We start from the raw sequence: 20,582 nt of genomic DNA on the forward strand, positions 1-20,582 counted from the left end.
CCTGGATTAAGAGCTGAGATATCCAGCTCAGAAGTCTGGCGGCGCGCTCCAGTCGTACATGTATTTGAGCATTTTGGCGACTTGCAGGGATTCGATTCGCTGTACGCCGGGGATCTTGCTCAGGCGCTCGTGCAGAAACGCCAGCAGTTGTTCGTTGTCTTCAAACCATACTTCGGCGATGACGTCGTAGCTTCCTAAAGTCACTCCCGCAAACCTCACTTCCGGCATCGCGATCAGCGCTTCCTCCACTTGCGTGAGGTGCTGATGGTCGATCTGCAATCCCAAAATTGCGATGACGCGGTACCCAAGCTGAAAGGGCGTCGCGACGGCGACGATCTTGATCGCGCCCGCGCTCAGAAGCCGCTCCACGCGCCGGCGCACGGTCGGCTCCGTACTCCCCACCGTCTTGGCGATCTCCGAGTTCGTCAGGCGCGCATTCTCCTGAAGCACGCACACGATCCGATTGTCCAATTCATCCAGCGTCAGCATATCGTTCTCCCATATCTCATGCTTCGGCAAACGACGTTTTTGCGCGTGTGACGAAATTATATCACATACTCCGTTGAAATTGACGATATTCGTCATATATTTTTAAATTGTTAAATTTTTCGTCAAATGGTAAAATATTTTGAGCGAAAGTGTTGACAGAGGCTTTTTCCGCCAGTATACTATCCACACCTCACTGACGAGACGACGACGAGTAATCGGCGACGCCGCCCGCACACTCTTTTTACTTCACGAAACACTTTTGGCAACTACGGGAAGGGTACACCCATGACGGATGATCGTTCGCGCTTTGGCGTCCCACGAGAAGATTTGAAAGACAGTCAGGCCGCCGAGGCTCTGCGCCGCGAGGCCGAGCTGCCGGAGGCCGGATGGCGAAAGGAAGTCGAACGGGGGCTGGAGCTTGGCTTGACCGCCGCGCCGAGCATCGGCGACCGCACCATCTCGACCTTTTCACGCGGCGAGCTGCCGCACTTCGCGGGCATCAACACGTTTTTGAAGGCCCCGTATGTGGAGGATGTCCATAAGGCCGGCCAGTTCGACGCCGCCGTGTTCGGCATCCCGCTCGATACGGGAACGACCTACCGGGCCGGCACGCGCTTCGGTCCGCAGGGCGTCCGCCGTATTTCGGCGCTGTACGGCTCGTATTACTTCGATCTGGGGATCGATCTGCGCGAACAGATGACGCTCTGCGACCTGGGCGATGTCTTCGTCATTCCCGCGAACATCGAGAAGGCGTTCGATCAGATCAGCCGCGCCGTCTCGCACGTTTTTCGGAGCGGCGCTTTCCCGATCATGATCGGCGGCGACCATTCCATCGGCTACCCCTGCGTTCGCGGCGTCGCCCCGCATGTTAACGGCAACATCGGCATCATTCATATTGACCGCCATGTCGATACGCAGGAGAAGGACATGGACGAGCGGATGCACACCACGCCGTGGTTCCATGCGACCAACATTGAGAACGCTCCGCCGAAGAATCTTGTGCAGTTCGGCATTGGCGGCTGGCAGGTGCCCCGCGCCGGCGTCAAAGTCGCCCGTGAACGCGGCACCACCATCATGACCATGACCGATATCATGGATATGGGTCTGGACAAAGCGCTGGATATTGCGATCGAAGTGGCGAGCGAAGGGACCGAAGCGGTCTATCTGAGCTTCGACATCGACAGCATCGACGCCGGCTTCGTCCCCGGCACGGGCTGGCCGGAGCCGGGCGGCTTCACGCCCCGCGAAGCCCTGCGGATCGTCCAGCGCGTCGCACGTGAAACCAACCTCTGCGCCATGGAGCTGGTCGAAGTCTCGCCGCCGTACGATGTCAGCGACATGACCGCCTTGATGGGAACACGCGTCATCTGCGATGTCCTCGCCAATCTGGTCTTCGCCGAAAAGCTGCCCCGCCAGCGTCCGACCTGGCTGAACTCGGACCCGTCCACGGAGCCCTGGGCTCTTTAGGAGATTCGGACCCATGCCGCATGAAGTGGACATGACCAAGGCGCTGATGATGAGCTTGAAGGACTGGCATTCGCAGCAGACCGAGCGCTGGCCGGTGCGCCGCGTCCAACTCGTGGTGGGCGAATTCACCTGTGTCGAACCTGATCTCTTGCGCACCGCGTTCGCGAAGCAAAAGCTGGGAACATTTCTCGAAAACGCCGAGATCGTCATTCGCGACAGCCCGTTCATCGCTTACTGCAACCGCTGCGAGCGCGAATACAAGCCCGATATCAATCTGGAGTACGCTTGCCCTGATTGCCGAGCGCCGCTGGACGATATCCGGTCCGGACGCGAACTGAAGATCGAAAAGATCGACTGGGATGTGCCCGCCCCGGTTTCCGCGGAGGCGGCGGCGCGGAATTAGAGCGGCCCTCACCCGGCGGTCCGCGTGGCCCTCACCCCGGCTCCCTCTCCCAATTTTGGGAGAGGGGAGGCGGAATGAAATGAGGGCCCTTGATTTGAAGATCGGAAAAATAAAACTCTGGCTCCCCTTCTCCCAAAATTGGGAGAAGGGGCTGGGGGATGAGGGCCAATTCTTATGATTACCGAAACCCAACAGCCCACGCTCACCTCAACGAGCGTGGACCTCGATATCAATATTCTCGAAGAAAATGACGACCTCGCCGCGCGCAGCCGCCGCCGGATGGAGGATCATGGGATCGCCTGCGTCAACATCATGTCCAGCCCCGGTTCGGGTAAGACGACGCTCTTGGAGCGGACGCTGACCGATCTGAACGGCGCCCTCAAGATCGGGATTATGGAAGGCGACATGACGACCGAACTGGACGCGGAGCGACTCCGCGACTGCGGCGCGCCGGTCGTCGCGATCACCACCGGCCGGTCCTGCCATTTGGAGGCTGACCAGATCGCGGCGGGACTGGATACTCTGGAGCGCGAGGGCGGCCTGGACCGCTTCGACCTGATGGTGATCGAAAACGTCGGGAATCTGATCTGCCCGGCGGCGTACGATCTGGGCGAGCACACCCGCGTCGTCCTGGTCGCCGTGACCGAGGGCGAGGACAAGCCGCTCAAGTACCCGATCATGTTCCACGGCGCCGACTGCGTCGTGATTACCAAGACGGATCTCGCGCCGTATGTCAAACTGAATGTCGACAAATTGATCGCGAATATCCGTCAGGTCAACGCCACCGCCACCGTGTTCGCCGTTTCGTCCGAGACGGGCGAGGGGATGGAGATTTGGCTGGGGTGGCTGCGGGGACAGCGACGAGGGTAATACACCCCCGGGGCAAACCCACCCCCGCGCTCCGCGCGACCCCTCCCGCCGACGGGAAGGGTGACTAAGATTGCCTCTTACAGTCGCGGCCTGCGATAAACACTCTGAAATCACCCTTCCCGTCGGCGGGAGGGGTCGCGCGAAGCGCGGGGGTGGGTTTGCAGGGAGTCCGGGAAGCCCCGAGATAGATCTGCGTCAATATCAATATCCACACCCGCTCAACGACGAGCACCCTCGAGCATGGCGCTCGCTTCCTTAGGATCCGCAATTTGCGTTCACAAGAAAGGAACGATTGTCCATGCAGGCCATCCGTACATCGAAATTCGTCAAACTTGCTCTTACTATAGCTCCTCTTGGCCTGATGCTCACCGCCTGCGGTCCCAAGACTCAGACGGCTTCCTCCACGGCCCCGACTCCCGGAGCTCCGGCGGCGGCTCCGCCCGCCGACGCCACGCCGATCACGATCGGCTATTCCGACTGGCCCGGATGGACCTGCTGGGATATCGCGGATCAGCAGGGATTCTTCAAAAAGCATAATGTCAATGTCAAGCTCGTCTGGTTCCCGAACTACACGGATTCGCTGAACGCGATCACCGCGCAGCAGGTGGACGCTAACTGTCAGACCTGGAGCGACACCATGGGGCCGCTGGCTCAGGGGCAGGCGCTCAAGGCGGTTCTCATCAACGACAACTCCGCCGGGAACGACGCGGTGGTGGCGAAGGCCGGCATTACATCGATCAAGGATCTCAAGGGCAAGAAGGTCGCGACGGAGCTTGGCACCGTCGAGCAGTTTTTGCTGGATCAAGCCCTCGCCGCGAACGGCATGAGCGAGAAGGATATCCAGTATGTCAATATCAAGGTGCAGGACTGCCCCGCCGCGATGCTGAGCGGGAAGATCGACGCCTGCGCGGTGTGGGAGCCGAACAAGAGCCAGCTCCTCAAGAGCTTCCCCGGCTCCACGGTCATCTTCGACAGCAAGAAACTTCCCGGCCTGATCCCCGACTTGCTCGTCTTCCAGTCCAAGGTCGTCGATGCCCGGCCGGCGGATATCCAGAATATCGTCGACGCCTGGTATGACGCGCTCGACTGGTGGCGCGCGCATCCCGATGACGCCGTAAAGATCATGGCGAAGCGCACCGATTCCCCGGTCGATTTCTACAAGAGCTTCATCCAGGGCACGCGCATCTTCGATGCGACCGAAGCCGAAGCGGCCTTCACCAAGAGCGACAAACCGACTTCGCTTTACAAGAGCGCGCCGACGATCGGGCAGTTCCTGCTCGACCAGAAGCAGATTCCCAAGATCCCGGACTACGCCCCCGTGATCGACGACACGTTCATCAAGGCGGCGGTCGCGAAGGGTGAGGGCAAGCAGCCCCCGTACGACTATGCGCTGAAGGTGGATTAATCGCGCCATTCGTACTGTGGGAATGTGAATCCGCAGGCGGCGGGGCCGGAAACATGTTCGCCGGTCCCGCTGGAGAAATTGAGACGAAAGGAACCGCCACCATGGCAAGCAGTCTTCCGACAACTCCGGCGATCGAGAATGCGGCGGCCGGCGCCGCGCCGGCGAGCGTGACGCCGACGCGCCGCCGGCCCGGCGCGCGTCTGTTCCGTATCGGCGGCGAGATCCCGCGCCCCGCGTACACGGCCATCGCGGCCGCGTCGTTTATTCTGCCGCTGCTGTTGTGGTGCTTCTTTACGTATAGCGGCCGGGCGAATGCGCTCGTGCTGCCGACCCCGACGCGGGTTTGGAACGCCGCGATTGAGATGTATCAAGGCGGCACGCTGCTGCCCGATATCCAGATCAGCATCTATCGCATTGGCATGGGTTTTTTGCTGTCGGCCGTCCTCGCGATCCCGATTGGCATTTTGATGGGCGCATACAAATCCGCCGAAGCCGCGCATGAGCCGCTCGTCGGCTTTATCCGTTATGTCCCCGTTCCGGCGCTGATCCCGCTCGTCATGGTGGTCGCCGGAATCGATGAAGCCGCGAAGATCGCGCTGATCTTTATCGGCACATACTTCCAGATGGTCTTGGTGGTCGCCGACGTCACGCGTCAGGTGCCAAGAGACCTGCTGAACGCGGCGCGCACGCTGGGCGCCAATGGCCGCCAGCTTTTATTCAATGTGCTGCTGCCGGCGACCCTGCCCGGCCTGCTCGACACCTGCCGCACGATGATCGGCTGGGCGTGGACGTATCTGGTCATCGCCGAAGTCGTCGCCACCAGCTCCGGCATGGGATATATGCTGCTCAAGGCGCAGCGCTTCTCCCGGTCGGACGAAATGTTCGTCGGCATCATCATTCTGGGCCTGCTCGGTCTTCTGACCGACATCGCCTTCAAGCTGATCCAGCCTCGGCTCGTGCCGTGGGCCGACCTCAACAAGAACTGAGCAAGAGCGAAGTTGAGTCTGAACGGAGAGGGAGCGATGACAGACACTTTGACCGCCGGGCGCATTATGCCCGCGCCGCTGATCCCGGAAGAAGATCCGAACGCCGGGCCGATCCTGCGGGTCGACCGCGTCGGTAAGGATTACCCCACGAAATCGGGGGCGCTCACCGTGCTGGAGCCGACCTCCTTTACCATGCAGACCAGCGAACTGGTGAGCATCGTCGGGCCGTCGGGCTGCGGCAAGTCCACGCTGCTGCATATCGTCGGCGGCCTGGTCGAACCGACCTCTGGCTCGGTCTATCTCGACGGCGTCGAAGTCCACGAGCCGAGCCGCGAGCGCGGCATGGTCTTCCAGGCGTACACGCTGTTCCCGTGGCGCACGGTCTACCAGAACGTGCAGTTCGGCCTGGAGATGCGCGGCCTGCCGCGCAAGGGTCGTGAGCGGATCGCGGACAAATTCCTGGAGGCCGTGGGCCTTTCGGACTTCAAGAACCACTATCCCAAACAACTATCGGGAGGCATGCGCCAGCGCGTCGCCATCGCCCGCGCCCTCGCCAACGCCCCGCGTATCTTATTGATGGACGAGCCCTTCGGCGCCCTCGACGCCCAGACGCGCGCCGTCATGCAGGACTTAGTGCTGGATATCCGAAGGCGCGAGCGCATCACGACTCTCTTCATCACGCACGACATCGACGAAGCCGTCTATCTCAGCGACCGCATCTTCGTCATGACCGCGCGTCCCGGACACATCAAGGCCGAGATCCACGTCCCCTTCGGCCCGGACCGCAGCGACGCCCTGCGCAATGCCCCCGAGTTCCTGGAAATTCGCAAGCAAGTGCATGAACTGCTTTATGAAGAAGGGAAAGCCGTGGTGGATGCAGAAATCGCGAGCGGAAGCAAGAAGTGAGCGGAAAAGATGCCCCCCGACCCCCACAGGGGGTGCAAACCATAAATATGTTGACGTGACAAAGAGTAAATCTCGACACGTTTTTGAAAATATGTTCTGCACCCCCTGTGGGGGTCGGGGGGCATCCTGAAAGGCAATATACATGAGTGAATCGCGCGCATTCCGCGTCGGCGTGGCCGGCCCTGTGGGCAGCGGCAAGACGGCGCTGGTGGACTGTTTGAGCAAGGCGCTGACGCAAAAGTACAGCCTGGCCGTCGTCACCAACGATATCTATACAAAGGAAGACGCGGAGTTTTTGCTGCGGCAGGGAACGCTTCCCATGGATCGCGTGCGCGGCGTGGAGACCGGTGGCTGTCCGCATGCGGCGATCCGGGAAGATGCGTCGATGAACCTGGAGGCGATCGCCGATCTGGAGGACACGCTGCCGGGATTGGAGCTGATCTTTGTGGAGAGCGGCGGCGACAATCTGGCGGCCGCGTTCAGTCCAGAATTGGTGGATGTGGCGATCTACGTGATCGACGTCTCCGGCGGGGACAAGATCCCGCGCAAGGGCGGACCCGGCATTATGCGCTCGGACTTGCTGCTGATCAACAAGACGGATCTGGCGCCGCTGGTTGGAGCTTCTTTAGAAGTAATGGACCGGGACGCGCGTAAGATGCGCGGCGATCTGCCGTTTCTCTTCACGAACATGAAGAGCGGCGAGGGCCTCAGTTCGGTCATTGAGTGGCTGGAGGCGAAGATCGCGCAGCCGGAGTGGAAGACGATCATCGACGCCCACGCGCCGTATGTCGGCCGCCTGCATACGCACGATCATGACGACGATCACGGTCACTCGCACGACCATAGCCACGCGAACGGACACGTCCACACGCATGTCCATTGAGCTGCTGCGCTTGATGCAGATCGCGGATAGCGCCGTGCCGATCGGCGCGGCGTCGCATTCGTTCGGGATCGAAACGCTGACGGATGAAGGCTCGCTGACGGTGGAGCGGCTTCCCGAGTTTCTCGAAGGCTATCTCGCCGAGACCGGCGCGCTCGACGCCTCCTGGTGCCGCGCTGGCTGGCGTCTCGCCCGAGTGTCCCGCGAAGACTTCACTTCCGAGTGGACGCGGCTCAGCGACCGGGTCGGCGCGCGCAAGCCGGCGCGGGAAGGCCGGGAGGCAAGCGCTATGCTCGGGCGCCGCCTGCTGCAATTGGTGGATGGATTATCGCCGGGGCATCCCGCCGTCGCCGAGGCCGTGCGTTTGACGAAGTCATCGGCGGGTTTGGCGGCGGTCCCGGCGCACCACGCCGCCGCTTTTGGTCTCGCCGGCGCCGCGCTGCGCTGTCCCGAGGACTTGGTCGCGCAGACATATTTGCAGCAGAACGTGATGGGACTGGTGTCGGCGTGCCAGCGCCTGTTGCCGCTGGGGCAAAGCGCGGCGGGATGTATTTTGTGGGACATCAAGCCGGCGTTGATCCGCGCCGCCGCGCCGTCCGAAGATAATGAGGAGATCGCTTGCTTCACGCCCTCGATCGATCTGGCGGGGATGCGCCACCCGTGGCTGACCACCCGCCTGTTCATCAGCTAAGCGGCCCGAATCGCCTTGAGCCCAGCGGCCAAAACCGCCGTGTGGACGGCGTCCTTTCGCTTACGTTTGGCGTGAACGCGCAGGGCCTAACCTGCCTGCGCGAGCAGTCGCACCGTCCGCCGCTGCAAGTCGTCCGCGCCTTCCGCCAGCCGGACGGCGGCGTGCTGACCCACTTGCACAATGTCTCCGGCGGCGTGCTTGGCGGAGATCGTCTCACGCAGGAGTTCACCCTGGACGCCGGCGCGCAAGTTCAATTGACGACGACCAGCGCCACGCGCATCTATCGCGCGCGCGAAGGCGACGCTGAGGCGCTTCAGACGACACGGATCCAGGTCGGCCCCAACGGAATTTTGGAGTACTTGCCCGATACGACGATCCCCTTCGGCGGCGCTCGTTATCGACAGGACACGACAATCGATTTGAGCGATAACGCCGGCCTCTTCTGGTGGGAAACGCTCGCGCCCGGCCGCGCCGCCCAGGGGGAAATCTTCGCTTACGAATCCGTGATCCTGCGCGCTGCGATCCGAGCGAACGGCCGCGAGATCGCCGCCGAGCATCTGCGCCTGGAGCCTGCGCGCGCGCCGCTCGCCTCCAGCGCCCGGCTTGGCCCTTATCGCTATTTCACCACGTTTTACGCCTGCCGCGTCGGCGCGACGGTTTCACAACTGCGTCAATTGGAGACAGATCTCCACGAGATCGCCGCGTCGCGGACGCCCCCCGGCGTCGATGTCTGGGGCGTCAGCACACTCTCTGCCCACGGCGTCTGTATCCGGGGCCTGAGCGTGCGCGGTCTCCATATCGCCGCCGACCTCTACGCCTTCTGGGACTGCGCCCGCCGCGCCCTTTACGGCGCCGGCGCCGTGGCGCCGCGCAAGATCAATTGACAAACGAATTTGACGCACTGATCGAATGGAGAACCGCCCATGCATCTCACCCCGCGTGAGCAGGAAAAACTCATGCTCTTTCTCGCCAGCGAACTCGCACGCAAGCGCCAGGCGCGCGGCCTCAAGCTCAACTATCCGGAAGCCGTCGCGATCCTGAGCGCTGAGATCATGGAGATGGCCCGCGACGGCAAGAGCGTCGCCGAAATCATGTCCCTCGGCAACACCATTCTCAGCCGCGAGGACGTGATGGAGGGGATTCCGGAGATGATCCACGAGGTGCAGGTGGAGGCGACGTTCCCTGACGGAACGAAGCTGGTGACGCTGCATGAGCCGATACATTAGGAGAAGCCCCTCGGATGCCCCCCGACCCCCACAGGGGGTGCAAACCGTATCATCGAAAGCGTGTCTAGATTTACTCTTTGTCACGTCAACATATTTATGGTTTGCACCCCCTGTGGGGGTCGGGGGGCATCCGAGGGGCCTCCCCAGGAGACCCCCAACATGATTCCCGGAGAAATCTGGACCGAGCCCGGCGACATCGCCGCCAATGTCGATCGTCCGACCGTGCAAGTGATTGTCAGCCATACCGGTGACCGGCCGATTCAAATCGGCAGTCATTATCATTTTTTCGAAGTCAATCCGGCGCTGACGTTCGACCGCGACGCCGCGCGCGGGATGCGGCTGAATATCGCGGCCGGGACCGCCGTGCGCTTTGAGCCGGGCGAGGAGAAGGAAATCACCCTCGTCGCGTTCGCCGGAGATCGCATTGTCTTTGGGCACAACGCCCTTGTGTCCGGCCCGCTCGATAAGAACCCAGGAGATCCCGCATGAGTCTGCACATTCCGCGCGCTACTTACGCCGATCTGTACGGCCCGACGACCGGGGACCGGGTGCGGCTTGCCGATACGGAGCTGGTCGTCGAAGTGGAAAAAGACTTTACGGTCTACGGCGATGAGATCACCTTTGGCGGCGGCAAGGTCATTCGGGACGGCATGGGGCAGAGCAGTACGGCGACGCGCGCGCATGGCGGCGTGCTGGATCTGGTCATCACCAATGCGCTGATTATCGATCACTGGGGCATCGTCAAGGGCGATATCGGCGTGCGCGATGGACGCATCGTTAAGGTCGGCAAGGCGGGCAACCCGGATACGATGGCGGGCGTGGATCCGGATCTGGTCGTCGGCGCGAGCACCGAGGTCATCGCGGGCGAGCATTTGATTGTGACGGCGGGCGCCATCGACAGCCACATCCACTTTATCTGCCCGCAGCAGATTTATGAGGCGATGTCGGGCGGGATCACGACCATGATCGGCGGCGGGACGGGACCGGCGACGGGGACCAACGCCACCACCTGCACACCCGGCGCATGGAACATGGCGCGAATGCTGCAATCGGCGGACGCCTGGCCGATCAACTTCGGCTTTTTGGGCAAGGGCAACGCCTCGGCGGCCGCGCCGCTGGAGGAGCAGATCCGGTCCGGCGCCTGCGGTCTGAAACTGCACGAGGACTGGGGGACGACGCCTGCCGCGATTGACATGTGCCTGACCGTCGCGGACGAGTTCGACGTTCAAGTCGCGATCCATACGGACACGATCAACGAGGCGGGATATCTGGAGAACACCGTCGCAGCGATTGCCGGCCGCGCGATCCACACTTACCACACGGAAGGCGCCGGCGGCGGGCATGCGCCGGACATTATCAAGATCGCGAGCTACCCCAATATCCTGCCGTCGTCCACGAACCCGACTCGGCCTTACACGGTGAACACGATTGCCGAGCATTTAGATATGCTGATGGTCTGCCACCATCTCAATCCGCAAGTGCCCGAAGATGTCGCGTTCGCCGAAAGCCGTATCCGGCCGGAGACCATCGCCGCCGAGGATATTCTGCACGACCTGGGCGTCATCAGCATGATCTCTAGCGACTCGCAGGCGATGGGGCGCATCGGCGAGGTTGTGACGCGCTGCTGGCAGACGGCGCACAAGATGAAGACACAGCGTGGCTCGCTGGCGGGGGATCCTTCGCGCAACGACAATACGCGCGTGAAGCGCTACATCGCTAAATACACGATCAATCCGGCAAGGACCCACGGCGTCGCGCAGCATATCGGCTCCATCGAGCCGGGCAAACTTGCGGATTTAGTCCTCTGGAAGCCGGCGTTCTTCGGCGTCAAGCCCGAGATGATCGTCAAGGGCGGATTTATCTCCTGGGCGGCGATGGGCGATCCGAACGCCTCCATTCCCACGCCGCAGCCGGTCATCTATCGGCCGATGTTTGGTTCGTTCGGCGGCGCCGTCGCGCCGACATCGCTCACGTTTGTCTCCCAGGCGGCGCTGAACGAGGGCGTGCCGGAATCCATCGGCCTGCGCAAAACCGCCGTCGCCGTGTCGGGCTGCCGCACGGTCGGCAAGGCCGATATGGTCCACAATGACGCCATGCCGAACATCGAAGTCGATCCCGAGACTTACGAAGTGCGCGCCGACGGCGAATTGCTCACCTGCGAACCGGCGTCCTCCCTGCCGATGGCGCAGCGTTATTTCCTGTTTTAAGAGGTCTGAATGTCAAGCGTCCTTGTTTTGCAGCATGAAGATTGTGAGCCGCTGGGATTTATCGAAGATGCTCTCAATGGATATGATCTAAAGCCTCAGTACATCCGGGCGTACGCGGGCGACGCCGTTCCGGAAACGATGGGCGACGCGGGCGGCCTCGTCGTCCTGGGTGGTCCGCAGGGGGCGTATGAGACCGACAAGCATCCTTATCTGGCCGGAGAGATTCGGCTGATCCAGAACGCCTTGCAAGCGGAGACGCCGGTGCTGGGGATGTGCCTGGGGGCGCAGCTGATGGCGGCGGCGCTGGGAGCGCGCGTCGCGCCGGCGCCGCAAAAGGAGATCGGCTGGTACCCGGTCACACTGACGGAGGCGGCTGGGGAGGATCCGCTCTGGCGGAAGATCGAGCCTGTGTTTATGACGCTGCAATGGCATGGGGACATCTTCGACCTGCCTGATGGCGCGGTGCGCCTGGGGGCATCGGCGCTGACTCCGAACCAGGCGTTCCGTTACGGGCGCGGCGCCTACGGGGTACAGTGGCATATGGAGATGACGGAAGAGGTCATTCGGGAAACGGCGGGGGCGTCGGAAGCGTCCTTTGCGGCGTCGGGTCTCAGTCCTGCGGTGATCCTGGACGGCGTTGAAGCGCATTTGCCGAACTTGAGCCGTATCGCGGGAATTGTCTTTCGCGGCTGGGCCGAACTTGTCGTATAATCTCACTGTCGTACGATCTCATTGTATCGATGCGGCCGCCAGCGCCTCGCCGGCCATGACGGAGAATAGAATGGAGCCGCGGCGTGTCCGACGGAGACCCTGATACCCAGCCTCGATCGAATCTAGAAACCGAGCCGACCCCGGGAACCGAGCCATCGCTGCGGGAGAAGAACCGCCTGCTTGCTCTGTCCGCCGATGTCGGCCGCGCGCTCACCACGCGCCATACGCTGCCGGATATGCTGCGCGGCTGCGCCGAGGCGCTGGTAGCGCATCTCGACGCCGCGTTCGCGCGGATCTGGACGCTGAACGCGCCCGAAAATATGCTGGAGCTGCGCGCGAGCGCCGGCATCTACACGCACCTGGACGGCGACCACGGGCGCATCCCCATCGGCGCCTTCAAGATCGGCCTCATCGCCCAGGAGCGTAAGCCCCACCTCACCAACTCCGTGATCGGCGACCCACGCGTGCTCCATCAAGACTGGGCGATCCGCGAGGGCATGGTTTCGTTCGCTGGATATCCCCTGATTGTCGAGGAGCGCGTTGTCGGCGTCGTCGCGATCTTCGCCCGCGTCGCGCTGCCCGAACAGACGCTCCAGGCGCTGGGCGCGGTCGCGGACCAGATCGCCGTCGGCATCGACCGCAAGCGGACCGAGGAGGCGCTGCGGGCGAGCGAAAGCCGCTATCGCGCGGCCATCGCCCACGCCGCTGTCGGCGTCACCCTCGCCGACATGGAGGATCGCTGCCTGGAGACCAACGCCGCATTCTGCAATATTGTCGGCTATTCCGAGGAAGAACTGATCTGCAAGGATTTCCAATCGTTTACCTACCCAGAGGATCGCGCGGCCAGCATCGCCCAGATGGATCGTCTGCGCGGCGGCGAAATCCCGCACTTCGTGATGGAAAAGCGCTACGTGCGCAAGGACGGCCGCGTGGTCTGGGTGCAGAACAGCGTCGCGCTGGTCCGCGACGCCGACGGCAATCCCGAGAGCACGGTGGCGCTCACCGAGGACATCAGCGAGCGCAAGGAAGCCGCGGCGCGCCAGCGGCGCATGCTGCGCGATGTCCTCGCATCCGTGACCGAGGGCCGGCTGGTCCTGTGTCAGCAGGTGGAAGAACTGCCGCCGCCGCTGGCCGACGCCGCGCCTTTGATCCCGCTGTCGTCGCTGGGAGGGCTGTCTGAGTTGCGGCAAGCGGCGCGGGACGCCGCGCGCAAGGCGGGGCATCCGGAAGACCGTGTCGCCGATCTGACAATCGCCGTCAGCGAAGCCGGCATGAACACCATCGTCCACGCGCACGCGGGCGAAGCCCTCGTCTCCACCGGCGTCGGCGGCGGCGTGCAGGTACGGATTCAGGATCACGGCGCCGGCATCACACTGGAGAATATTCCCAATGCGGCCCTCAAAAAAGGCTTTACTACGGCCGGCACGCTCGGCCAGGGGATGAAGATGATGCTCGAAACCGTGGACCGCGTGTATTTGCTCACAGGCGAATCGGGAACGACGGTCGTGATTGAGCAGGATCGCGCGCCGACACCGTGATCTTCCGCTGGGGCTTTCGCTCGGTTAACGATCAAGCCCGCGTCGGCTTTTCAATTGACGGTCGCTCATCGGCGTGATATAATCGGTCCATATTTCCTGTGTTCCGGATTGCGTGATCTACCGCGCAATCACGCCGAAAGCATTTCATGACGCCGCGACCACTTTCTCAGCCAACTCCCCAATCACCAATAGAGGCGGAGCGTGTTCGCGTGATCCCCGTTCGCTGGGGCTATCCCATCGCCGTCGCGCTGCCGCTGATCGTTTTGAACTGCGGCTGGATCGCAAATTCGGAGATGAAGACGGGCGTGACGGAAGTAACGATCTCATCGCTATTCATTGGCGTCACCTTTATTCTCTTCGTCGTCACGCTTTTGAACTTGGTCGTCCGGAAGTTCGCCGGGGCGCGGGCAGCGATGAATCAGCCGGAGATGATGGTGCTTTATACGATGCTCTCGATGTCGAGCGTCGTGGCGGGCATGGGGAATTACGGCTTTTTTACGCCGTTTTTAGCCAATCTTTTCTACTACGATCGTCCCGCGAACGGCTGGCATAGCTTCTGGTATCTGCTCCCGTCGTTTATTGGGCCGCGCGATCCCAATGTTCTCAAGGGCTTTTATGAGGGACATTCGAGTTTTTTTCAGCCGCAGGTCCTTGCCGCTTGGACGCCGCCGCTGCTCGTCTGGAGCGTGTTCTTTTTGATCTTGCTCTGGACGACGATGTGCATGGGCGCCATCGTCCGCCGCCGATGGACCGAAGACGAACATCTCCCATTTCCGGTCATCGCGCTGCCGCTGGAGATGACGCGCGAGGGGGCGCCGCTCTACCAAAGCAAACTGCTCTGGGTAGGGTTCGCCGTTCCGTTCCTATTGCACTCGCTCAATTCGCTCGCCAGCATTATTCCCACGCTGCCGTCGCTGCCGATCAATACCGTCAAGGACATGGTGACGAGCCTGCAATATCCCTGGACCGGCGTGGGCGCGCTCACCTACGCGCTGCATCCGGTGGGAGTGGGAATGGGCTATCTGGTCTCGACGGATGTCTCGTTCTCGATGTGGTTCTTCTATCTGCTGCGCAAGGCGGCCGATGTCTGGGGGACTTCGCAAAATTGGCGCGACGCTTCGATCGGCCGATACGCCGACGGCAATGGGCAGTTTCCGTACATCAACAGTCAGGGCTGGGGATCGTGGCTGGCGCTCGGCGCCGCGACGCTCTGGGTGGGGCGCGGCTACTTCAAAGCGTACTTTCAGCGCGCGCTGCGCGGAGACCATCACGGCGTCGATCGCGACGAGCCGATGAGCGCCCGTGTCGCTGTTGCCGGGCTGATCGTCGGCTTTCTCATGCTCTGCGCTTTTGTCTGGTCGCAGGGCGGCTCGTGGTGGCTTCCCGTTCTGTTCCTGACGCTTTACATCTTGCTGATGACGGCGCTGACGCGCATTCGCGCCGAGGTCGCCGTGCTGTCGAGCCAGCTTGTCTGGGTAAACCCGCAGAGCATGATCACCACGGTCCTGGGCGCGGGCAACCTCTCCAAAGTTGACCTGGCGCACACGAGTATGCTGTCCTGGTTCAATACGGACTACCGCGCCGCGCCGATGCCCCACGAACTCGAAGGCTTCGTCGGATTGAAGCGATCCGGCGGCGCGCTGCGCCCGCTCGTTCCCGTGATTCTGCTCGCCGCCGCCGTCGCGATGGTCAGCGCCCTGGTCTGGGACATGCAGATGTACTATGTGAACGGCGCCGCGACGGACAATGTCAACGGCTACCGGGTCAGCAAGGGCTCGGAGCCGTGGACGAATCTCCAGGGCTGGCTGCAAAATCCCAAGCCCCCGAACGCGGCGGCGATGGGCGGAATCGTGTTTGGCGCGGCGACAACCTTGCTGCTCTCCGCGCTTCGCACCCGCTTTGTCGGTTTCCCGCTGCACCCGGCGGCGTATGCGTTTAACATGACGTTTGCAAACGATTTCTTCTGGTGCGATATGTTCGTCGCCTGGCTGGTCAAAGTTTGCCTGCTGCGCTACGGCGGCATGAAGATGTATCAGACGCTGCTGCCGCTGTTCTTTGGACTGATCCTGGGCGACTTCGTGACGGGATCCTTCTGGAGTATTGTCGGGACGATCTTTCATTTGAATCTTTTCCGGACGTTCGCTACCTAGCGCCGGAGCGCCAAAAGCGCGCGGCCTGGTCGCGCGAAGAACGCGGCTGGTTGTTATTTGCTGGTCAAGGAGACTCACGTTGCCGTCTGAACTGAAGCGCGAAGGCGCCATTCCCGTCCGCTGGCTTTATCCCATTTCTGTTGCGCTGCCATTGATCGTGCTGAACTGCGGCTGGATCGCAAACTCCGAAATGAAGACGGGTGTGACGGAGGTGACGATCTCATCGCTATTCATGGGCGTCACCTTTATTCTCTTTGTCGTCACACTTCTCAACCTGCTGGTGCGTAAGTTTGCGGGCGCGGGGGCGGCCATGAACCAGCCGGAGATGATGGTGCTTTACACCATGCTCTCAATCTCCAGCGTCGTGGCGGGGATGGGGCACTACGGGTTCTTTCCGCCGTTTCTGGGAAATCTCTTTTACTACGATCGTCCCTCCAACGGCTGGCACAGCTTTTGGCATTTGCTTCCCTGGTTTGTCGGGCCGCGCGATCCGGATATCCTGAAGGGCTTCTACGAAGGACACTCCAATTTCTTCCAGCCGCGAATCCTCGCCGCCTGGACGCCGCCGCTGCTCGTCTGGAGCGTGTTCTTTTTGATCTTGCTCTGGACGACGATGTGCATGGGCGCCATTGTCCGACGCCGCTGGACCGAAGACGAGCATCTGCCGTTCCCTATCATTGCGCTGCCTTTGGAAATGACGCGCGAAGGCGCTCCCTTGTACCATAACAAGCTGCTCTGGGTCGGCTTCGCCATTCCCTTTCTGCTGCACTCGCTGAACTCACTCGCCAGTATTTTCCCGACGCTGCCGTCGCTGCCGATCAATACCGTCAAAGAGTTCGCGACGAACTTGCAATACCCTTTTACCGGCGTGGGATCGATCTCTTATGCGCTGCACCCAGTAGGAATCGGCATGGGGTATCTGGTCTCCACGGATGTCTCGTTCTCGATGTGGTTCTTCTATCTGCTGCGCAAGGCGGCCGATGTCTGGGGAGTGACGGAGAACTGGCGGGACGCCTCCGCCGGCTGGTTCGCCGACTCGAACGGCCAGTTCCCCTACATCAACAGCCAGGGCTGGGGGTCGTGGCTGGCGCTCGGCGCCGCGACTCTGTGGGTGGGGCGCGGCTACTTTAAAGCGTATTTCGGCCGCGCGCTGCGCGGCGACCGGGAAGGCGTGGACCAGGGCGAGCCGATGAGCGCCCGTATGGCGGTGCTCGGATTGATCGTCGGCTTTCTCATGCTCTGCGCTTTTGTCTGGTCGCAGGGCGGCTCGTGGTGGCTTCCCGTTCTGTTCCTGACGCTTTACATCTTGCTGATGACGGCGCTCTCGCGCATTCGCGCCGAAGTGGCGGTGCTGTGCAGTGAGCTCGTCTGGGTGAACCCGCAAAGCATGATCACCACGGTCCTGGGCGCGGGCAACCTCTCCAAAGTTGACCTGGCGCACACGAGTATGCTGTCCTGGTTCAATACGGACTACCGCGCCGCGCCGATGCCCCACGAACTCGAAGGCTTCGTCGGATTGAAGCGATCCGGCGGCGCGCTGCGCCCGCTCGTTCCCGTGATTCTGCTCGCCGCCGCCGTCGCGATGGTCAGCGCCCTGGTCTGGGACATGCAGATGTACTATGTGAACGGCGCCGCGACGGGAAGCGTCAACGCTTTTCATGTCAGCAAAGGCTCCGAGCCCTGGAATAACCTCCAGGGCTGGCTGCAGAACCCCAAGCCACCGGATACAGCGGCAATGGGAGGGATGGCGTTCGGGATTGCCACCACGCTTCTGCTCTCTCTGCTGCGCGCCCGGTTTGTCGGCTTCCCGCTGCACCCGGCGGCGTATGCGTTCAACATGACGTTTGCAAACGATTTCTTCTGGTGCGATATGTTCATCGCCTGGCTGGTGAAGGTTTGCCTGCTGCGCTACGGCGGCATGAAGATGTATCAGACGCTGCTGCCGCTCTTTTTGGGTTTGATCCTTGGAGATTTCGTCACGGGGTCGGTTTGGAGCATCATCGGGACCGTGCTGCATCTGAACCTCTTCCGAACATTCGCGACATAATCGACCGTCGATGCAACTTTCTCGGCGACTCTGTGTCAAACTTCACGAGTGCGCTGATTTGGCGCAATCCACACGGCGTCTGAAAGCTTGAATTCGGAGGAAGATTATCGTGAAGCTATTTGGTTCCGTGACTCGGTCGGCGGCGGGATGTGTCGCCGCCGTCGCCCTGGCGGCGACGCTGACTGCCGGCTGCGCCCCGCACCATGTCTATTACGGCGGCGGATATAACCCTCCGCCGGTCGTCGTCGTCCATCACGGTTATGGATATGGCGCCCCGCCCCCCATCGTCGTCCATCACTACGGCGGTTACGGCGGCGGCGGATACGGATACGGCGGCCAGACCGTCGTCCACGTCCACCACTACGGCGGCGGTTACGGCGGCTACGGCTCGCGCCGGCCGATTGTCGTGCACCATTACCATTGATCGGTCCGCCTGCGAAACTTAACGATATATAAAGTACAATACCTCTGGGCGTTTCTGGTCTGCCATGACGCCACTTCGCCCAGAGGACTCGTTACTTTTGCCGCAACCCACCATCACTCTCCCCATTCCTGAGACTGTTCCCACAGGTTTCATGATCTTCTGTCGATTTACCAGCGCTCCTCCCACGGACGCGGACGTGTCACAAATGGCGCGAATGTGGGCGCTGGAGAACGCCGATCCGCCATTGCGAGAGATGATCGGCGCTTTTATTGACCCAACGTTGATGGTGATCCATGTCGCGGAGACGAGCCAGGTCCCGATAGAGATTCTGCGCGCCTGCGCCCCGTCGCTTGCGGAAGACCAGCGCGGCGAGATCGACTCCGCAACTCATTTCATTACGGTGCGTGCGAGCGACCATCTGCCGGGGCCGCGTTTGGGGCTGTGGGCAGCAGTCGCGGCGACGATGGCGTGCGCGGAGCGCTACGGAGCGCGAGTCGTGCTGGACGCCGACACCTGCGCCGCCTTTCCGCTCAAAAATCCATTCCGCGAGCTTCACATGCAGATGACGCCGCGTGTGGCGAGCTTTGTCGTTTGTCCCTACTCAATGAGTGACAGCGGCGCTGCGACCATGACGACACGAGGCATGGCGCGTTTCGGTCTGCCGGATTTGCTGCTCGGCGACATTCCTCCGATCGACATGCAGGCGCTCGCGATGACTGTGGTTGGCCTCTGTCAGGTCCTAGTCACTATGGTTGGCGATGTACATCGCGGCGATGACAGCCCGGCGCCTTTCATCCCCTCCATCCTTGAAACCGTTGTGACGGCGTCTTATTTGAAGATGTCTCGTTCCCGCGAAATGGATACGCCGCCGGCCAACAAGAACGCCGAGGCTCGAGTGCGACTGGAGCACCGGCCGCGCCCTGGATACCCATTGGAACGATACTTCACGCTGCTGCCGCCGGAAGGCTACTCCGGTGAATATGGCGCATGGCTGCATTCCCTCGTCAGCACATTCTTTCAGATCGAAGACACGATGCACGAGGTCTTCCACGGCGACGGCATGGAGCAGGCGCACCGGCGGGCCATCGCGGAACTGCCCGCCGTAAAGCAGCGCTATCTGAGCGGCGCCCTCGGTCCGTGGCGGTTCGGCGTAAAATACGGCTTTCCCGTTGGTGATCCCCGTGACGACAATCATGAATACATGTGGGTTTTTGTCCGCGAGTGGGTGGGGGGCCGCATCGCCGGGGAACTCGTGAATACCCCTCAGATGCGCACCGATCTCCGAGCAGGGCAGCGGATCGACCTGACCGAGACCGACGTCTTCGACTGGATTATCGTCGGGCCGAACGGGCCACAGGAAGGCGGATACACGGATCGTGACTTTACCTCATCCTCTGCTACGCTTGACGCGAGTTCCGCAGTAACAAAGTCTGAGTCTTCGGATGAGTGTCCCTCTTATGTCCTGCGACGTTCCGATCCGGAATTTCGTGCGCGAGTAGAGGCGACTGGCCGTGCGGAAGTGCGGAATGAATACGAACAATTTCTGCTGAAAACCGCTGGATTACCTTATCGGTGTTTCGTCAAAACGGCGCCCTGGCTTGTCGGCGGCGCAGTGATTTGGAAGTGGTCAGCTATCGCGGGAATGGCGGCGCTGATTATTGGAGTATGGCAAGGCTGGCGGGCGGTACAGATACTGCGTGGGCATAATCGGCTAAAACATAGTTACCAGGAAGTTTCGGAATTTGGCGAATATAACATCGCCATGCCATTTGTATTCGAATCGAGTATTAATCCTGACACTGGAGTAATCAATTTTCCTAGCGTGTTCATGCTTTTTCAAAACGATGATTCCGATCCGACGATCATTCATGACCAAATTGCGGAATGTCTTTCGAAGCCTATGCAAAACTTGAGTTCCGATGCGTTAGAAATTTCGACATTATCTCGGAGAATAAGGCAGAAACGCGCCATGATAGGCCGTCGCACACGCATCCCAGACGCATGGGTAGGCGGAAAGACGGTATATGTGGTCGACATGACCACAACCACTGCTTTCGTTGAGAGTGAAGCCTTCCCACATTTGTACGTTCCGTGCCTTTCGACACCAGGAGATAAGGGCGCCGTGGCGACGATATCCAAGAATGTGGTCGTCAAAGCGCTGGAGACATGAACTGCGGGACGG

At 61.4% G+C, this 20,582-nt stretch carries 19 protein-coding genes; 18 read left to right on the forward strand and 1 reads right to left on the reverse strand.

The genetic code is table 11. The features are described 5' to 3' along the window. Nucleotides 1–27: 27 nt before the first annotated feature. Complete coding sequence (locus D5261_RS13505) at nt 28–489, reverse strand: Lrp/AsnC family transcriptional regulator (RefSeq protein WP_165864677.1); 462 nt, start codon at nt 487–489, stop codon at nt 28–30. Nucleotides 490–774: 285 nt separating this feature from the next. Here D5261_RS13505 and D5261_RS13510 point away from each other — a divergent pair, with 285 nt between their 5' ends. The 18 genes from D5261_RS13510 (at nt 775) to D5261_RS13595 (ending at nt 20,570) form a co-directional block, all read left to right on the forward strand. Further along, nucleotides 775–1,956, forward strand: a complete 1,182-nt coding sequence (locus D5261_RS13510; protein WP_119325111.1) for an agmatinase family protein — start codon at nt 775–777, stop codon at nt 1,954–1,956. Between the two features lie 13 nt (nt 1,957–1,969). Further along, complete coding sequence (gene hypA, locus D5261_RS13515; protein WP_119325112.1) at nt 1,970–2,359, forward strand: hydrogenase maturation nickel metallochaperone HypA; 390 nt, start codon at nt 1,970–1,972, stop codon at nt 2,357–2,359. Nucleotides 2,360–2,533: 174 nt separating this feature from the next. Then, the gene (gene hypB / locus D5261_RS13520) at nt 2,534–3,229 is read left to right on the forward strand and encodes a hydrogenase nickel incorporation protein HypB (RefSeq protein ID WP_119325113.1); all 696 of its coding nucleotides are present in this window, start codon (nt 2,534–2,536) and stop codon (nt 3,227–3,229) included. Nucleotides 3,230–3,527: 298 nt separating this feature from the next. Next, on the forward strand, nt 3,528–4,634 hold the full coding sequence (locus D5261_RS13525; protein ID WP_119325114.1) for an ABC transporter substrate-binding protein: 1,107 nt from the start codon (nt 3,528–3,530) through the stop codon (nt 4,632–4,634). A 101-nt stretch (nt 4,635–4,735) separates the two neighbouring features. Beyond that, nucleotides 4,736–5,620 carry an ABC transporter permease gene (locus D5261_RS13530; RefSeq protein WP_119325123.1) on the forward strand — a complete coding sequence of 295 codons (885 nt, stop codon included), beginning with the start codon at nt 4,736–4,738 and terminating at the stop codon, nt 5,618–5,620. Nucleotides 5,621–5,656: 36 nt separating this feature from the next. Further along, on the forward strand, nt 5,657–6,526 hold the full coding sequence (locus tag D5261_RS13535) for an ABC transporter ATP-binding protein (RefSeq protein WP_245992683.1): 870 nt from the start codon (nt 5,657–5,659) through the stop codon (nt 6,524–6,526). A 142-nt stretch (nt 6,527–6,668) separates the two neighbouring features. Beyond that, nucleotides 6,669–7,409 (forward strand): urease accessory protein UreG, encoded by a 741-nt coding sequence (gene ureG, locus D5261_RS13540; RefSeq protein ID WP_119325115.1) that lies wholly within the window; start codon nt 6,669–6,671, stop codon nt 7,407–7,409. Then, nucleotides 7,339–8,097 carry an urease accessory protein UreF gene (locus D5261_RS13545; RefSeq protein WP_165864678.1) on the forward strand — a complete coding sequence of 253 codons (759 nt, stop codon included), beginning with the start codon at nt 7,339–7,341 and terminating at the stop codon, nt 8,095–8,097. The genes ureG and D5261_RS13545 overlap by 71 nt, the downstream gene beginning before the upstream one ends. Then, on the forward strand, nt 8,067–8,981 hold the full coding sequence (locus D5261_RS13550; RefSeq protein WP_165864679.1) for an urease accessory protein UreD: 915 nt from the start codon (nt 8,067–8,069) through the stop codon (nt 8,979–8,981). Before D5261_RS13545 ends, D5261_RS13550 begins: the two co-directional genes overlap by 31 nt. Nucleotides 8,982–9,020: 39 nt before the next feature. Next, nucleotides 9,021–9,323, forward strand: a complete 303-nt coding sequence (gene ureA, locus D5261_RS13555) for an urease subunit gamma (protein WP_119325118.1) — start codon at nt 9,021–9,023, stop codon at nt 9,321–9,323. 159 nt (nt 9,324–9,482) lie between these two features. Continuing rightward, nucleotides 9,483–9,812, forward strand: coding sequence for an urease subunit beta (locus tag D5261_RS13560; protein WP_119325119.1), 330 nt, complete (start codon nt 9,483–9,485; stop codon nt 9,810–9,812). Next, the gene (ureC, locus tag D5261_RS13565; protein ID WP_119325120.1) at nt 9,809–11,530 is read left to right on the forward strand and encodes an urease subunit alpha; all 1,722 of its coding nucleotides are present in this window, start codon (nt 9,809–9,811) and stop codon (nt 11,528–11,530) included. The genes D5261_RS13560 and ureC overlap by 4 nt, the downstream gene beginning before the upstream one ends. Nucleotides 11,531–11,539: 9 nt before the next feature. Next, a complete protein-coding gene (locus tag D5261_RS13570) occupies nt 11,540–12,241 on the forward strand; it encodes a type 1 glutamine amidotransferase (protein WP_119325121.1) in 702 nt (233 codons plus the stop codon). An 83-nt stretch (nt 12,242–12,324) separates the two neighbouring features. After that, nucleotides 12,325–13,779, forward strand: coding sequence for a PAS domain S-box protein (locus tag D5261_RS13575; RefSeq protein ID WP_119325122.1), 1,455 nt, complete (start codon nt 12,325–12,327; stop codon nt 13,777–13,779). 146 nt (nt 13,780–13,925) lie between these two features. Next, nucleotides 13,926–15,929 carry a DUF6785 family protein gene (locus D5261_RS13580; protein WP_301002504.1) on the forward strand — a complete coding sequence of 668 codons (2,004 nt, stop codon included), beginning with the start codon at nt 13,926–13,928 and terminating at the stop codon, nt 15,927–15,929. Between the two features lie 79 nt (nt 15,930–16,008). Next, a complete protein-coding gene (locus tag D5261_RS13585; protein WP_301002505.1) occupies nt 16,009–17,976 on the forward strand; it encodes a DUF6785 family protein in 1,968 nt (655 codons plus the stop codon). Between the two features lie 109 nt (nt 17,977–18,085). Then, nucleotides 18,086–18,400 carry a hypothetical protein gene (locus D5261_RS13590; RefSeq protein WP_119320777.1) on the forward strand — a complete coding sequence of 105 codons (315 nt, stop codon included), beginning with the start codon at nt 18,086–18,088 and terminating at the stop codon, nt 18,398–18,400. A gap of 97 nt (nt 18,401–18,497) precedes the next feature. After that, nucleotides 18,498–20,570, forward strand: coding sequence for a DUF2314 domain-containing protein (locus D5261_RS13595; RefSeq protein WP_165864092.1), 2,073 nt, complete (start codon nt 18,498–18,500; stop codon nt 20,568–20,570). Nucleotides 20,571–20,582 lie beyond the last annotated feature (12 nt).

It is taken from the genome of Capsulimonas corticalis (assembly GCF_003574315.2).
In the GTDB taxonomy this organism is placed as follows: domain Bacteria; phylum Armatimonadota; class Armatimonadia; order Armatimonadales; family Capsulimonadaceae; genus Capsulimonas; species Capsulimonas corticalis.

Bases quoted from the DNA above. Each gene is read 5' to 3' on its own strand.
- D5261_RS13505 (WP_165864677.1), bottom strand. From the start codon at position 489: ATGCTGACGCTGGATGAATTGGACAATCGGATCGTGTGCGTGCTTCAG.
- D5261_RS13510 (WP_119325111.1), top strand. From the start codon at position 775: ATGACGGATGATCGTTCGCGCTTTGGCGTCCCACGAGAAGATTTGAAA.
- hypA (WP_119325112.1), top strand. From the start codon at position 1,970: ATGCCGCATGAAGTGGACATGACCAAGGCGCTGATGATGAGCTTGAAG.
- hypB (WP_119325113.1), top strand. From the start codon at position 2,534: ATGATTACCGAAACCCAACAGCCCACGCTCACCTCAACGAGCGTGGAC.
- D5261_RS13525 (WP_119325114.1), top strand. From the start codon at position 3,528: ATGCAGGCCATCCGTACATCGAAATTCGTCAAACTTGCTCTTACTATA.
- D5261_RS13530 (WP_119325123.1), top strand. From the start codon at position 4,736: ATGGCAAGCAGTCTTCCGACAACTCCGGCGATCGAGAATGCGGCGGCC.
- D5261_RS13535 (WP_245992683.1), top strand. From the start codon at position 5,657: ATGACAGACACTTTGACCGCCGGGCGCATTATGCCCGCGCCGCTGATC.
- ureG (WP_119325115.1), top strand. From the start codon at position 6,669: ATGAGTGAATCGCGCGCATTCCGCGTCGGCGTGGCCGGCCCTGTGGGC.
- D5261_RS13545 (WP_165864678.1), top strand. From the start codon at position 7,339: ATGACGACGATCACGGTCACTCGCACGACCATAGCCACGCGAACGGAC.
- ureA (WP_119325118.1), top strand. From the start codon at position 9,021: ATGCATCTCACCCCGCGTGAGCAGGAAAAACTCATGCTCTTTCTCGCC.
- D5261_RS13560 (WP_119325119.1), top strand. From the start codon at position 9,483: ATGATTCCCGGAGAAATCTGGACCGAGCCCGGCGACATCGCCGCCAAT.
- ureC (WP_119325120.1), top strand. From the start codon at position 9,809: ATGAGTCTGCACATTCCGCGCGCTACTTACGCCGATCTGTACGGCCCG.
- D5261_RS13570 (WP_119325121.1), top strand. From the start codon at position 11,540: ATGTCAAGCGTCCTTGTTTTGCAGCATGAAGATTGTGAGCCGCTGGGA.
- D5261_RS13580 (WP_301002504.1), top strand. From the start codon at position 13,926: ATGACGCCGCGACCACTTTCTCAGCCAACTCCCCAATCACCAATAGAG.